At 71.7% G+C, this 14,429-nt stretch carries 10 protein-coding genes; 3 read left to right on the forward strand and 7 right to left on the reverse strand.

What is annotated here, in order from left to right:
• Positions 1–132 precede the first annotated feature (132 nt).
• The 4 genes from HOY81_RS16395 to HOY81_RS16410 all read right to left on the reverse strand — a co-directional run bounded on the left by HOY81_RS16395 (position 133) and on the right by HOY81_RS16410 (position 4,888).
• Complete coding sequence (locus HOY81_RS16395; RefSeq protein ID WP_237321164.1) at positions 133–1,557, reverse strand: GH1 family beta-glucosidase; 1,425 nt, start codon at positions 1,555–1,557, stop codon at positions 133–135.
• Positions 1,558–1,683: 126 nt separating this feature from the next.
• Complete coding sequence (locus HOY81_RS16400) at positions 1,684–2,520, reverse strand: carbohydrate ABC transporter permease (RefSeq protein WP_237321165.1); 837 nt, start codon at positions 2,518–2,520, stop codon at positions 1,684–1,686.
• A gap of 12 nt (positions 2,521–2,532) precedes the next feature.
• A complete protein-coding gene (locus tag HOY81_RS16405) occupies positions 2,533–3,564 on the reverse strand; it encodes a carbohydrate ABC transporter permease (protein WP_237321166.1) in 1,032 nt (343 codons plus the stop codon).
• Positions 3,565–3,577: 13 nt separating this feature from the next.
• Positions 3,578–4,888 carry an ABC transporter substrate-binding protein gene (locus tag HOY81_RS16410; protein WP_237321167.1) on the reverse strand — a complete coding sequence of 437 codons (1,311 nt, stop codon included), beginning with the start codon at positions 4,886–4,888 and terminating at the stop codon, positions 3,578–3,580.
• A 200-nt stretch (positions 4,889–5,088) separates the two neighbouring features.
• Here HOY81_RS16410 and HOY81_RS16415 point away from each other — a divergent pair, with 200 nt between their 5' ends.
• The gene (locus tag HOY81_RS16415) at positions 5,089–6,120 is read left to right on the forward strand and encodes a LacI family DNA-binding transcriptional regulator (RefSeq protein ID WP_237321168.1); all 1,032 of its coding nucleotides are present in this window, start codon (positions 5,089–5,091) and stop codon (positions 6,118–6,120) included.
• A 446-nt stretch (positions 6,121–6,566) separates the two neighbouring features.
• Here the strand turns inward: HOY81_RS16415 and HOY81_RS16425 are convergent, their stop codons facing one another.
• Entirely contained in the window at positions 6,567–8,360 is a 1,794-nt protein-coding gene (locus HOY81_RS16425) for a glycoside hydrolase family 6 protein (protein ID WP_237321169.1), read from the reverse strand.
• Positions 8,361–8,823: 463 nt separating this feature from the next.
• Between HOY81_RS16425 and HOY81_RS16430 the strand changes: the two genes are divergently transcribed.
• On the forward strand, positions 8,824–11,487 hold the full coding sequence (locus HOY81_RS16430) for a glycoside hydrolase family 48 protein (protein ID WP_237321170.1): 2,664 nt from the start codon (positions 8,824–8,826) through the stop codon (positions 11,485–11,487).
• Positions 11,488–11,773: 286 nt separating this feature from the next.
• Entirely contained in the window at positions 11,774–12,448 is a 675-nt protein-coding gene (locus tag HOY81_RS16435) for a M23 family metallopeptidase (protein ID WP_237321171.1), read from the forward strand.
• Between the two features lie 102 nt (positions 12,449–12,550).
• Here HOY81_RS16435 and HOY81_RS16440 read toward each other — a convergent pair whose 3' ends face one another.
• On the reverse strand, positions 12,551–13,174 hold the full coding sequence (locus HOY81_RS16440) for a response regulator transcription factor (RefSeq protein ID WP_237321190.1): 624 nt from the start codon (positions 13,172–13,174) through the stop codon (positions 12,551–12,553).
• Positions 13,171–14,319: a sensor histidine kinase gene (locus HOY81_RS27425; protein WP_272892901.1), complete on the reverse strand. Its 1,149-nt coding sequence runs from the start codon at positions 14,317–14,319 to the stop codon at positions 13,171–13,173. Before HOY81_RS27425 ends, HOY81_RS16440 begins: the two co-directional genes overlap by 4 nt.
• Positions 14,320–14,429: the final 110 nt, after the last annotated feature.

A 14,429-nucleotide genomic window follows, 5' to 3' on the forward strand; every position in this document is an offset into this window, starting at 1 on the left:
CCCCGCCCCAGCCGGCCGGCCCCGCGGCTCGTCCCTGCCCCCCTGCACAGGGCCGCGGGGCCGGGCCCCGGTGGAACCCGGGGCCCCGGGCCTGGCCGGCGCGCCGCCGCCCCCACGGGCGGCGCGCCCGCCTCAGCCCTCCGGCACCTCGGGCAGCAGGCCCGTACGGGCGAGCTGCGCGTACCAGTCCGCGCTGGACTTGGGGATGCGCTCCAGCGTGTCGTAGTCGACCCGCACCGCGCCGAAGCGCTTGCTGTAGCCGTAGGACCACTCGAAGTTGTCCATCAGGGACCAGAGGAAGTAGCCGCGTACGTCGGCGCCCGCGGCCCGGGCGTCGTGCACCGCGGAGATGTGCTGGTGCAGGTAGGCGATGCGCTCGGGGTCGTGGACGCGGCCGTCGGCGTCCGGCTTGTCGTCGTACGCGGCGCCGTTCTCCGTGACGTACAGGGCGAGGCCGGGGGCCTCCCGGGAGAAGCGGAGCAGCAGCTCGGACATGCCGGTGGGGTCGATGCTCCAGCCCATGGCGGTCTGCTCCCCGGGCGCCTGGTGGAAGGCGATCCGGTCGGCGCCGGGCCAGGGGGAGTGCTCGCTCGCACCGTGGCCGTCCCGGCGCTCGACCTCGCCGTCGTCCTCCGCGGCCGACACCACGGACGGGGTGTAGTAGTTCACGCAGAGCGCGTCCAGCGGCTGCCGGATGAGCTGCGTGTCGCCGTCCCGCACATGGGACCAGTCGGTGATCCGGGAGGTGTCCGCGATCAGGTCGTCGTCGTAGCGGCCGTGCAGCATGGGGCCGGAGAAGACCCGGGTGGCCAGGGCGTCGATCTGCCGGGCGGCGTCCCGGTCGGCCGGCGTGTCGGTCCGCGGCTTCACATAGGCCGGGTTGAGGCTCACCATCACCTGGGCCCGGGCGGGCAGCGCGGCGCGGAGCGCCTGGGTGCCCAGGCCGTGGGCGAGGTTGAGGTGGTGGGCGGCGCGCAGCGCGGCGGCCGGGTCGGTGCGGCCCGGGGCGTGCACGCCGGAGCCGTAGCCGAGGAAGGCGCTGCACCACGGCTCGTTGAGGGTGGTCCACAGCTCCACCCGGTCGCCGAGGGCCTCCGCGACGAGCGCGGCGTAGTCCGCGAACCGCTGGGCGGTGTCCCGGACGGGCCAGCCGCCCGCGTCCTCCAGCTCCTGCGGGAGGTCCCAGTGGTAGAGGGTGAGGACCGGGGTGATGCCGGCGGCGAGCAGTTCGTCGCTGAGGGCGCGGTAGAAGTCCAGCCCTTGTTGCACGGCCGGGCCGCGGCCGGTCGGCTGGACGCGCGACCAGGAGACGGAGAACCGGTAGGCCTGCAGGCCCATCCGGGACATCAGCGCGACGTCGTCCCGGTAGCGGTGGTAGTGGTCGCAGGCCGTGTCCCCGGTATCGCCCCGGTGCGTTTTCCCGGGCGTGTGGGAGAAGGTGTCCCAGATGGAGGGGGTGCGGCCGCCCTCCCGTACGGCTCCCTCCACCTGGTAGGAGGCCGTCGAGGAGCCCCAGAGGAAGTCGGAGGGGAACTGGATCGGGGAACCGGAGGTCATGGAAGCGCTCCCATTCAGGGTCGTGGGTGGGTCCGTGGGTCGGAGAGGGACGGGTGCGGGCGGTGGTCCTTCGCGGTGTGTGCGGGGGAGGGCGAGGAGGAGGGCGGCGACGCTGCCGCCCTCCGGTCAGCCCTTCACCGCGCCCTGCATGATGCCGCCGACGATCTGCTTGCCGAAGATCGCGAAGGCGGCCAGCAGAGGCAGGGTGCCCAGCAGGGCGCCCGCCATGATCACGGATTCGTCCGGGACGTAGCCCTGGCCGAGCCCGGTGAGTGCCACCTGCACGGTGGGGTTCTCCTGGGTCAGCGCGATGATCGGCCAGAAGAACTCGTTCCAGGCGAGCACGAAGGTGAGCATGCCGAGGACCGCCATCGCCGGCCGGGCGACGGGGAAGACGACGTGCCACACCACCCGCAGGCTGTGGGCGCCGTCCACCCGTGCCGCCTCGATCAGCTCCGAGGGCAGGGCGGTGACCAGGTACTGGCGCATGAAGAAGACGCCGAAGGCGCTCACCATCATCGGCAGGATCACCGCCTGCAGCTGGTTGGTCCACTGCAGCTCGGCGATGGCCATGAACAGCGGCACCACGCTGAGCTGCGGTGGCACCATCATGGTCCCGATCACCACCAGCATCAGCGCGTTCTTCGCCCGGAAGCGGAGCTTGGCGAAGGCGAAGCCCGCGAGGGTGGCGAAGAGCACCGTGCTGACGGAGATGGTCCCGGCGACGATGACGGTGTTGAACAGCGCCAGGCCCATGTTGGCGTCGAACCAGGCGGTCGCCAGGTTGGAGAAGAGGTTGCCGCCGAACCAGAACGGCGGCGGTGTCTGCGCCAGCCGGGTGTCGGTCCGGGAGGCGGCGATCGCCGTCCACACCAGCGGGAACAGCGAGCCGACCGTGAAGACGATCAGCACGGTGTAGGTGAACCAGCCGCCGTGGAGCTGTTTACCGGCCCGTCGTGCCATGGCTGTACCTCCTCACTGGCTCTTCTGGAGCCGACGGGCGAACAGCCAGTTGAGCAGGCCGATCACCACCAGGATCAGGAACATCGTCCAGGCGATGGCGGAGGCCCGGCCGAGGTGGAAGTTGGCCCAGCCCTGCTCGTAGAGGTAGAGCCCCAGCGTCTGGTACTGGTGCGACGCCCCGCCCGTCGGGGTGCCGCCGAAGAGCAGCGGTTCACCGAAGAGCTGGGTCGCCCCGATCGTCGAGACGACGATGGTGAACAGGATGGTCGGCCGCAGCGCGGGGATGGTGACGTGCAGGAACTGCTGCCACCGGGAGGCGCCGTCCAGCGCGGCCGACTCGTACAGGTCGTTGGGCACGGCCTGCATCGCCGCCAGGTAGATCAGCGTGTTGTAGCCGGTCCACCGCCAGATCACGATCGTGGAGACGGCGAACTGGGAAGTCCAGGTGCCGCTTTCCCAGTCGATGTTGTCGATCCCCACGGCCCCGAGCGCCCAGTTGATCATCCCGTAGTCGCGGCCGTAGAGCATGGCGAAGACCAGGGTCGCCGCGGCGATGGAGGTCGCGTACGGGGTGAGCATGGCGACGCGGAAGAACATCGAGCCGCGCAGCCGGTAGTTGAGCAGGTGGGCCAGTCCGAGCGCCATCAGGAGCTGCGGCACGGTGGAGATGATCCCGATGGTGAAGGTGTTCCGGAGGGCGTTCCAGAAGAAGTCGTCCTCCATGAGCCGGGAGAAGTTCTCCAGCCCCGCCCACTCCATCTCCGTCGGGGCGTGCAGCGACACCCGGTGCAGCGAGGCCCAGCCCGTGTAGAGCAACGGGAAGAGCCCGAAGGCCGCGAAGAAGAGGAAGAAGGGCGAGATGAAGGCGTACGGGCTCCAGCGGGCGTCCCGCTGGTAGCGCCGGCTGCGCCGTTCGGCGCGCCGCCGCTCCCGGTCGGGCCCCCGTCCGGAGGGGACGGCGGGCCGCTTGTGCGCGCGGGGGCGCGGCGGGGCCGCGCCCCCCGGAGCTCCGGGGGGCGCGGCGTCGAGACGTTCCGAGGTCATGCGAGCCGCTCCGTCATTCGATGGCGTTGTCGATGGCCTCTACCGCGGCGTTCCAGCCCTCTTCCGGCGACTTGCCCTGCTGCTCGACCTGCAGGATGCCGACGTCGGTGAGGTTCTGGTCGATGATCTGGTCCTTGGGGCCGAGGATCTGGGTCGGGATGCCCTCGGCGGCCTCGGAGAAGATCTGCCCGATGGGGGCGTTGCCGAAGTAGTCGTGCTCGGCCTCCTTCACCTCGGGCAGCTCGAACGCGGTCTTCGAACTCGGGAAGCTGGCCTGCTTCTGGAACAGCTTCGCCTGCTGCTGCGGGGCCGTCAGCCAGGCGGCGAGCTTGATCGCCTCCTCCTTGTTCTTGCCGGCCTCCGGGACGGTCAGGAAGGAGCCGCCCCAGTTGCCGGGCTTCGGCGCCGCGGCCACGTCCCAGGTGTCGGCGTTCTGCGGGCCGGCCTTCTCCTTGATGTAGCCGAGCATCCAGGGCGGGCAGACCACGCTGGCGAAGTCGCCGTTGGCGAAGGCCTGGTCCCACTCCTTGTCGAACTGCTTCAGCTTGGCCGTCATCCCGCCCTCGATGGCGTCCATGGTGACGTCCCAGGACTCCCGGACGGCCGGGCTCTCCTTGTAGACCACCTCGCCGTCCTCGTTGTAGTACTGCTGGGCGTAGCTGGAGATGGCGCCGTTGAAGAGGCTGGAGGCGCCGTCCATGAAGCTGGTGCCCTCGGGCGCGTTCTTCGTGTACTCCTCACCCGCCTCGACGTACTCGGCCCAGTCTCCCGCCCAGAGCTCGGCGACCTTGTCGCGCTCGCTGGGCAGTCCGGCCTTCTCGAAGAGGTCCTTGCGGTAGCAGATCGCCATCGGGCCGATGTCCGTGCCGAGGCCGATGACCTTGCCGTCCTCGGTCTTGGCCTGGTTCCACTTCCAGTCGAGCCAGTCGCTCTTGTCGACGCCCGGGGCGTTCGCCATGTCCACGAACTTGTCGCCCTGGATGGTGGCCAGCTCGTTGACGTTGCCGACCTCGACGGCCTGGATGTCCTGGAGGCCGCTGCCCGCGGTGAGGTGGTTCAGCAGGGCGGGGTAGTAGTCCTCGTTGCGTTCGGTGGAGTTCTCCTTGATGGTGACGTTGGGGTTGAGCTTCTCGTACTCGTCGTAGAGCCCGGCCTGCTTGTAGCCGAAGACGCCGAACACGCCCACGGAGAGTTCGATCTTGCCCCCGTCGCCGGTGCCGCCCTCGTCGCTGGAACAGCCGGCGAGCAGTCCGGCGCCGAGTGTCGCGGCCAGGCCCAGGGCCGTCAGCCGGGACACCGGTCTACGGGTTTTCCTGCTGTGCATCGCATCCTCCCGAACGTACGGGACATGAAGGTGTGGAGTACGTTGGGAGCGCTCCCAGATGTGATGAGTTGAAGGGTTGCCCAGCCGCGGCGAGGTGTCAAGACGTGGGGCCGGGTGCGTCGAGAACGTGATGGAGTGGAATGATCCCGTTACCCGCGCGAGGTCTTCGTCCGGTCGGATACGGTGCAGGGGAGGGGTCTATGGCGGCAGTACGCGGAGGGCGCACGGCCCGGCCGACGCTCGAGCAGGTCGCTGCCCGCGCCGGAGTCGGCCGCGGGACGGTGTCCCGTGTGATCAACGGTTCACCGCGGGTGAGCGAGCGTACACGCGCCGCCGTCGAGGCAGCCGTCGCCGAACTCGGCTATGTGCCCAACCGGGCCGCCCGCGCCCTCGCGGCCGGCAGCACGGACGCCGTCGCGCTGGTGGTGCCCGAGCCGGAGACGCGGCTCTTCGCCGAGCCCTACTTCTCCGGCATCCTGCGCGGGGTCAGCGCCGAGCTGGCCGACACCGACATGCAGCTCCTGCTCACCCTGGTCCGGGACCGGCGGGAACGCGACCGCTTCGCCCACTTCGTCTCGGCCCACCGGGTGGACGGGGTGCTGCTGGTCTCCGTGCACGCCGACGACCCGCTGCCCGACCTGCTGGAGAGCGTGGAGATGCCCGCGGTGCTGAACGGCCGGCGCTCCAGCGGCGAGTCCTTCCCCTACGTCGACTCCGACAACGCGGGCGGCGCCCAGATGGCCGTGGAGCATCTCATCGGCCGCGGCCGCCGGGAGATCGCCACGATCACCGGCCCGCTGGACATGTACGCCGCCCAGTGCCGCCTGGACGGCTACCGCGCCGCCCTGCGGGCCGCCGGCCGCCCCGAGGAGGAGGACCTGATCGCGCCCGGCGACTTCACCGAGGAGGGCGGCCGCGCGGCGATGGCGGCCCTGCTGGCGCGCCGTCCCGGGCTGGACGCCGTCTTCTGCGCCTCCGACGTGATGGCCGCGGGCGCCCGGCTGGCGCTGCGCGAGGCGGCCCGCGAGGTACCGCGGGACGTGGCGCTCGTGGGCTTCGACGACTCGGCCGTGGCCCGCCACATGGACCCGCCGCTGACGACCGTCCGGCAGCCGATCGAGGAGATGGGCCGGGCGATGGCCCGTGTGCTGCTGCGGCAGATCGCGGAACGCACGGCGGACCAGCCGCCCGTGGTGCTGCCCACGCAGCTCATCCGCCGCGGCTCCTCCTAGCCGGGGTTCCCGGCCCGCGCCGGACGGTCCGGAACCGGGTCGGCCCGGCCCCGTGGCTGTGGCCGGGGCAGGGCAGGACGCTCCTGGGCCGGCCCGGCGCCCCGCTCGTCGGCGGCCCGTGGGCCGGTCGTCCGGCCGCCGGTCCCGCTCCTCCACCGTCCGGAGCAGCTTCCGGGGCTCGCGCTCCCGCGGCCTCCCGGCCGGGGACGCCGGTCCGGGAGGCGACAGCGCCGCTACGGGTGGTGGGCGGCCCGGGGTGTCTCCCGGGGGCCGGAGCGGCCGTCCCGGCGGGGGGCCCGGCCCGGAGACGCCTCCCCGGCAAGCGGAACGCCTTTCCCCCGGCCCGGGAGCCGGGGGAAAGGCGGTGCCGGGGCGCAGGGCCGGCTGCCCGGCCCTACGCGGTACCGGTGGGAAGGGTGTGTTTCACCCCGCCGGCACGTGCGCCGTCACTCCACCGGCGGGTAGGCGTTCGCCAGGAGCTGCTCGAACTGCGCCTGGAACCAGTGGCCGGAGATGGGCGCGTCGGGCAGGGCACCCGAGGGGTTGTTCTGGTTCTGCGGGTTGCCCCCGTACGTCGGGTCGCACATCCGGTCGAAGCCCTTGCCCTCGTCGTTCGGGATCTCCTCGCTCGACCCGTCCGACTCGCCCGGAGGCTTCACCCAGGTGTAGGCGTCGATGTACGGCTCGGGCTCGGCCGTGGGCCGCTCGCCGAGGCCGGCGCCGGCCTGGTTGCACCAGTTGCCGAGGTGGATACGGCGGTCGGTGCGGCTGGCGTCGACGTACTCGTCGGCGGTGCCGGTCGTCGGGCCGGGACCGGTGGGACGCTCGGGGCCGCCCCAGCCGTTCCGCGAGGTGTCGATGATCGCGCCCAGGCCCTCCGGGAAGCCGGCGGCCACGGCCGCCTCGGAGACGAAGTCCTGCGCGAAGGACAGCTCGTCGACGTAGTTGTTCCAGTCGACCCACGAGGAGTTGGCGCGGATCGGCTGGCCGTTCACCGTGTCGGTGACGTCGAAGTACGGCTCGACGGTGGCGCCGTAGTTGGCCGTGTTGGCCGCGAAGCCGGCCACGTCCTGCGGGGTGGCGCCGGCCGCGTTGGCGGCCTCGAAGAGCAGGTCGGCGGTCGGCTGGAAGTTGTCCTCCCACCCGATCCAGCCGTGGTGGCCGATGTCGATGTAGCTGTAGACGTTGTCGTTGTCGCCCAGGGTGCCGATGTTGTACCCGACGCCCTCGACGTAGTTGCCGTTCGCCTTCATCTCGTCGCACTCGGGGGTGGCGGTCGGGCTGCTGCCCACGTTGGTGATCAGGTTGGGCAGCGAGTCGACCTCGACGATGTTGATGATGCGCAGGTCGGCGTACTTCGGGTCGGAGACGATCTCGTTGATCGGGTCGATGAAGTCGTTCTTGTACCGCCCGATCTCCTCCGGCCCGAGCTCGCCGTTGGAGGCGAGCGCGGCGCAGTCCCGGCCCGGCAGGTTGTAGGTGACGATCTGGATGGCGTCCGCGCCCTGCGCGAGCGCCTCGTCCAGGTGGTCCTGCAGGCCCATGGTGTTGGAGCCCGCGGAACCGCCGGTGATGGCGCCGATGCTGTCCAGCCAGACCGCGGTCGGCTGGTTGTAGACCGACGACGGGGCGCCGCCCTGCTGGGCCGCCGCCGACCAGTCCGGGTTCACGTAGAGCTGGGCGCCCGCGTAGGGGTTGTCCACCCGGTCGCCGGGCGGGTCGTCCGGGTCACCGGGGTCGTCCGGGTCGTCGGGGTCGTCCGGGTCGTCGGGGTCCTGGCCGTCGGCGTCGCAGAGCACGCCGTTCATCCGGAACTCGTCGGGCACCGAGGTGCTGCCGGCCGAGCCGGCGTTGAAGCCGAAGGACGCCGAGCCGCCGGTCGCCAGCGAGCCGTTCCAGCTCGCGTTGGACGCGGTGACCGTGGTGCCGCTCTGGCTGACCTGGGCGCTCCAGCCCTGGGTCACCTGCTCTCCGCCGGCGAACTCCCACTCCAGGTCCCAGGAGTTCACCGGGTCACCGGTGTTGGTGAGCGTGACCTGGGCGGTGAAACCGTTGTTCCACTCGTTCTGGACGGTGTAGTCGACCGAACACCCAGGCTCCGCGGCGGTGGCGCTGCCCTGGGTCAGCGCGCCGGTCCCGACCGCCCCGGCCAGCAGGGCGGTGGCGGCGAGCAGCGAGGTGCGGCGCCGTCTACGGGGGCGCGGCGGTGGTGCGGGGGGTGCGTCGGTGGTGCGGGTCATGCGTCGGTCCTCCTGTGCGTTCGGGTCGAGGCCGTACGGATGCACGGCGGCCGACCGGACGCCGGGAGACGGGCCGCTTCCGGAGATGACGGCCCGCGACCGCCCGGAACGGGGGATCACGCGGAGGCGCTGTGGTGCTGCGGGGCGGCCTCCGCACGCCCGTCGTCCGCCGGTCCCCGGCGTACGGTGCGTGTGGTACCGCTCCCACTGGTCGTCTATGAACGTAGCGCCAACGGCGGCGCCTGCGCCAGATGTCTTCAGAAACTTGCGGGTAATCCGCCCGTCACGGAGGAACTCTGTTCAGTCTCTTGACGGATGACATGTCCTCGCCGATTGTGGGAGCGCTCCCATTGGTCGCACTGCTCAGCTTGCTCAGCTCGTTCCGCACAGTCCGGCTCCGTGGTTCCGGGCTGTTCCGCGCAATCGTCGCTCCCCATCCCGAGCTGCGAGGAGGACCCACCGCATGCGAGCGTCACCGGGCACGGCCCGCCGGGCCGGCCGAAGAAGAGCGAGACGGCTGCTGGTGGCGGCGGCAGCCGCACTGGCACTGCCGCTCAGCCTGACCGGCGGCCTGGACGGCACCGCGCAGGCCGCCGAGATCGACTGCGCCGTCGACTACAGCGTCAACGACTGGGGCAGCGGCTTCACCGCCGCGGTCGCGATCACCAACGAGGGCTCCGAGCCGGTCGACGGCTGGACCCTCACCTACGACTACTCCGGGGACCAGCAGCTCTCCCAGGGCTGGAGCGGCTCCTGGAGCCAGTCCGGGCAGACCGTGACCGTGGAGAACGTCTCCTACAACGCGACGATCCCCCCGGGCGGGACCGTCACCCCCGGCGCCAACTTCACCTACAGCGGGGAGAACACCGCCCCCACCTCGTTCGCCCTGAACGGCGTGGTGTGCGGGGGAGAGGACCCCGAGCCCACCGAGCCCGCCTTCACCGTCACCCCGCAGCACGTCTCCGTCTCCCCGGGGGACACCGCGCAGGTCGGCGTCCGGCTCACCGCGGCTCCGGAGTCCGAGGTCACCGCCACCGTGGAGCACACCGACGGCAACACCGGTCTCTCGGTGGCCGCCGGCTCCTCCCTGACCTTCACGCCGTCGAACTGGGACACCGAGCAGCAGGTGACCCTCGCCGCCGACGACACCGGCAGCGGCACGGCCACCTTCACGGTGCGCGCGTCCGGGCTGGACCCGGTCGAGTTCACGGCCACCCAGATCGGCGGCGCGTCCGGGGCGTACGAGGAGCGCTTCCTCGAGCAGTACGCCAAGATCATGGACCCGGACAACGGCTATCTCTCGCCGGAGGGCATCCCGTACCACTCCGTCGAGACGCTGATCGTCGAGGCGCCCGACCACGGCCACGAGACGACGTCCGAGGCGTACAGCTACCTGATCTGGCTGGAGGCCATGTACGGCAAGGTCACCGGCGACTGGGCCCCCTTCAACGAGGCCTGGGAGACCATGGAGACCTACATGATCCCCACCTCGGAGGACCAGCCGACCAACGGCTTCTACTCGCCCTCCTCGCCGGCCACCTACGCCCCCGAGCTGGACGAGCCCTCGCAGTACCCGTCGCAGCTCGACAGCTCGGTCAGCGTCGGTCAGGACCCGATCGCGAGCGAGCTGAGCACCACCTACGGCACGGACGACATCTACGGCATGCACTGGCTGCAGGACGTGGACAACGTGTACGGCTACGGCAACTCGCCCGGCAACTGCCAGGCGGGTCCGGACGACGAGGGCCCGTCGTACATCAACACCTTCCAGCGCGGCCCGCAGGAGTCCGTCTGGGAGACCGTGCCGCAGCCCACCTGTGACAACTTCACCTACGGCGGGGAGAACGGCTACCTGGACCTGTTCACCGGCGACGCCTCCTACGCCCAGCAGTGGAAGTTCACCAACGCCCCCGACGCCGACGCCCGTGCGGTGCAGGCCGCGTACTGGGCCGACAAGTGGGCCAAGGAGCAGGGCAACGGCGGGCAGGTCGCCGGCACGGTGGCCAAGGCGGCGAAGATGGGCGACTACCTGCGCTACGCGATGTACGACAAGTACTTCAAGAAGATCGGTGGCTGCACCTCGCCGAGCTGCCCGGCCGGCTCCGGCAAGGACAGCGCCCACTACCTGCTGAACTGGTACTACGCCTGGGGCGGCGCCCTGGACTCCTCCGCCGGCTGGTCCTGGCGGATCGGCTCCAGCCACGCGCACGGCGGCTACCAGAACCCGATGGCGGCCTACGCCCTGAGCTCCTACGAGCCCCTGGTGCCGGAGTCCGCCACGGCGGGCGACGACTGGGCGAAGAGCCTGGACCGGCAGATCGAGTTCTACCGCTGGCTCCAGTCCGACGAGGGCGCCATCGCGGGCGGTGCCACCAACAGCTGGAAGGGCCGCTACGCCAGCCCGCCGGCCGGCACCTCCACCTTCTACGGCATGTACTACGACGAGAAGCCCGTCTACCACGACCCGCCGTCCAACCAGTGGTTCGGCTTCCAGGCGTGGTCGATGGAGCGGGTCGCCGAGTACCACCACCAGACCGGTGACGCGCTGGCCGGCGAGGTCGTCGCCAAGTGGGTCGACTGGGCGCTGTCGGAGACCACCGTCTCCGCGGACGGCTTCCAGTTCCCCAGCACCATGAGCTGGAGCGGCCAGCCGGACACCTGGGACCCGGACGCCCCGGGCGCCAACGCGGATCTGCACGTCACCGTCGAGGACTACACCAACGACGTGGGCGTGGCCGCCGCGTACGCCAAGATCCTGACCTACTACGCCGCCGCCAGCGGTGACGAGCAGGCCCGGACCACCGCCAAGGGGCTGCTGGACGCGATGCAGGCGCACGAGGACGACCTGGGCATCGCGGTGCCGGAGACCCGTGCCGACTACGAGCGGTTCGACGACCCGGTCTACGTCCCCGAGGGCTGGACCGGCGTGATGCCGAACGGCGACACCATCGACGCGGACTCCACCTTCACCTCGATCCGGTCCTTCTACCAGGACGATCCGGCCTGGTCCAAGGTCCAGAACTACCTGGACGGCGGTGAGGCGCCGTCGTTCACCTACCACCGGTTCTGGGCGCAGGCGGACATCGCCCTCGCCCTGGGTACGTACGCCGAACTCTTCGGGGAGTAGGGCACACGCGCACCCCTGACCGGGCACGACCGGCCCCGGTCCGGCCCCTGGCACCCACGCCGGGCCGGACCGGGGCCTTCCATGTCCGGCGTTCGATGCGCTCCGTGCGGGGTGTCACCGTCCGCGAACCCGTGGCCCGGAACACAACTCGACCTGCAGCGACGGCCACATGTGCTGGCACACCGTCACCCCTGTGGACAGCCCCCGGATGCGGGTGCCCACCCGCTGCCGTTTCCTCGCAGGTATGAACGCAGCAACTCGACGCCCCAGAGCAGCACTCCGCCGCGTGGTCTGCGGGACCGTCACGACGACCCTGTGCGTCGGCGCGTCCTGGGGCCTGGCGTCCCCCGCAGCGGCCATACCCACGCAGGTCCCCCACGCCCCCCACGCCCCGTCGGCTTCCGGGCTCCCCCGCGCCCCACAGGTCCAGGACGACCCGGCGGACCCCGCCGGCCCCGGCAGCACGGTCGCCTTCAGCGAGCCGGACGCCGTCGGAGGCTCCTGGCAGGCGAACCTGCCACGGGTCTACGGCGGCTGGCCCGCCGGGCCCCCCGGCTCCTGGGCCCGCCCGGTGGCGAACGTGAAGGTCTCCGCCCCGTACGGCATCCGCGGCAGGTGGCGGGCGGGTCACCACACCGGCATCGACCTGGCCGTGCCCGTCGGCACCCCGGTCCGCTCGGTGGGCTCCGGCAAGGTCGTCTTCGCCGGGCGCTCGGGCTCGTACGGCAAGGCCGTCACCGTGCGCATGGACGACGGCAAGTACACCCTCTTCGCACACCTGTCGAAGATCCACGTCGACAAGGGCGACCACGTGCGTGCCGGAACCCTGCTGGGCAAGTCGGGGAACACCGGGCGCACCACCGGTCCGCACCTGCACTTCGAGGTCCGCGCCAAGCGCGGCTACGGCTCGGACATCAACCCCGTGCGGTACCTCGCCGAACGCGGGGTGCGCATCCTGTGACCGGTTCCCCGGCGCCGTGACCGTCCGGGCAGGTCCCGGACGGCGGCGAAGGCCCCGTGCCGCTTCCCGTGGCCCGGGGCCTTCGTCACGGAGAGTGCGGCTCTACCCCAGGCCGTCCTCCCGGAGGCGGTGGCACAGGTCGATCTTGGTGTGGGTGGGGCGTCCGGCCTGCCGGTACTTCTCCTTCACCCGGTCGAGGTAGTCCTTGGCGGTGTGCGGGCTGATGCCGGCCCGCCGTGCGGTGGCCTTCAGCGTGAGCCCCGAGGCGTAGTGACGCAGCACGGCGAGTTCCTGCGGGGCCAGACGCGGGCGCGTGGGGGCGCTGTCCTGGGCCCACGCGAAGGCGAGTTCGGGCGAGTGCGCGGTACGTCCGGCCGCCACCTCCTCGACCGCGGCCACGAGGGTGGGCAGGTCGTGGTCCTTGGTGAGATAGCCGTCGGCACCGGCGGCGACGGCACCGACGATCTGAGCGTGGTCCGGCACGGTGCTGATCATCAGCACCCGGCTGCCGGCCTCCCGTAACCGGCGGATGTTGGCGGCGGGCTCGACCCCGTCCCGCAGCACGAGGTCGAGCAGCACCACGTCGGCCGCCGGCCCGTCGCCGGCGAGCAGTTCGCCCACGGTCGCGGTCCGCGCGACCAGCCGCAGATGGGGAACCCCGGCGAGCCACGACGTGAGCCCGTCCAGGAGCATCCGGTCGTCGTCGACCGCGGCCACGCTGATCATCTCGGCCACCGTAAGGCCACCTGGACCCCCTCTCCCGGCCGGCTGTCCACCTCTGCCCAGCCTCCTATCTCCCGCATGCGTGCATGGACGGACCTGTGCAACCCGAAGCCCCCCGGCGTCCCCTCCGGCGCCCCGCCGGACAGGAAGCCGCGGCCGCGGTCCACCACGGTGGCCGTGAGACTCCCCGCCAGGCCGGTGACCGTCAGGAAGGCGTGCTCGGTCCCGGCATGCCGGTGCACGTTGTTGAAGGCCTCGGTGACGGCGGCGGCCACCGCCTGCACCACATGGCCGGGGACCGAGGGCTTCCCGTGGTACATGGCCGTCACGCGCAGGCCGAGGGACTCCGCCGAGCGCACCGCCTCCTCCAGCGCGGCGAAGACGTCCGTCCCCGGCTCCTCCGCAGCGCTCCCGCCCCGGGCGACGAGGCGCCGCAGATAGGCGGCGTCCCGGGCGCACCGGCGCCGCACCTCGGGGGAGTTCGCGTCCACCCCGCCCTGCGAGAGGGCGGTGAGCGTCGCGAGGACCGTGTCGTGCAACGCCCGGTAGTGGGCGACGCGTTCGGCGTCCTTGGCGCGCAGCACCTCGGCGGCCAGCGCGCGCCGGTTCGCGGTGTCCAGCCGGTCGCCCTCCCGGCCCAGGTACCACCAGAAGACCCGCGCCAGAACAGCCGAGAAGACCAGGGAGTTGAGGTGCCCCCCGGTCACGTTCCACGGGGCGTCCACCGCCAGGTACGCAGCCGTGTGCGTGACGCCGAGCAGGGCGACGGCCGTCACGACCGCCGCCAGCCGGGTCAGCGCCACGGCCGCCGCCGCGCTGGCCGAGCCGCCCAGCAGCGTCACCCACGCCAGCGACGACGCCTCCCCGGCCCCGCCCCACTCCATCGCGACGAACGGCAGCAGGCAGCCGGTGGCGAGGACGTCGCACCAGGTCGCCCGTTCCGGCAGCCGGCGGTGCGCCCGGACGGTGCCGTACATCAGGACGCTGGTGCCCAGCGCGACGCCGAGGACCAGCCACTGCTCCGGCCTGCTTCCGTGGTGCCGGAGGACTGCGGAGAGGCCCGCGGTGAGGTGACTCACCCGGTACAGCATCGTGGCGAGCGCGACGAAGGCCCGTGCGCGTTCGGCCGCCGACCGGGTCCGTAACACCTAACCTCCCCCACCGACGCGCGCCAGCCCCCCGAACAGGCGGGTACAGCGACGTGCCCGGCTCTCCTAGTCTCAGGCGTGGCGAGGGAGCCCCGGGGAGAACCGGGCCG

Origin of the sequence: Streptomyces sp. JJ36, assembly GCF_021696945.1 — a bacterium.
GTDB lineage: Bacteria > Actinomycetota > Actinomycetes > Streptomycetales > Streptomycetaceae > Streptomyces.

Bases quoted from the DNA above. Each gene is read 5' to 3' on its own strand.
- HOY81_RS16415 (WP_237321168.1), top strand. From the start codon at position 5,089: ATGGCGGCAGTACGCGGAGGGCGCACGGCCCGGCCGACGCTCGAGCAG.
- HOY81_RS16430 (WP_237321170.1), top strand. From the start codon at position 8,824: ATGCGAGCGTCACCGGGCACGGCCCGCCGGGCCGGCCGAAGAAGAGCG.
- HOY81_RS16400 (WP_237321165.1), bottom strand. From the start codon at position 2,520: ATGGCACGACGGGCCGGTAAACAGCTCCACGGCGGCTGGTTCACCTAC.
- HOY81_RS16405 (WP_237321166.1), bottom strand. From the start codon at position 3,564: ATGACCTCGGAACGTCTCGACGCCGCGCCCCCCGGAGCTCCGGGGGGC.
- HOY81_RS16410 (WP_237321167.1), bottom strand. From the start codon at position 4,888: ATGCACAGCAGGAAAACCCGTAGACCGGTGTCCCGGCTGACGGCCCTG.
- HOY81_RS16425 (WP_237321169.1), bottom strand. From the start codon at position 8,360: ATGACCCGCACCACCGACGCACCCCCCGCACCACCGCCGCGCCCCCGT.
- HOY81_RS16440 (WP_237321190.1), bottom strand. From the start codon at position 13,174: ATGATCAGCGTGGCCGCGGTCGACGACGACCGGATGCTCCTGGACGGG.
- HOY81_RS16395 (WP_237321164.1), bottom strand. From the start codon at position 1,557: ATGACCTCCGGTTCCCCGATCCAGTTCCCCTCCGACTTCCTCTGGGGC.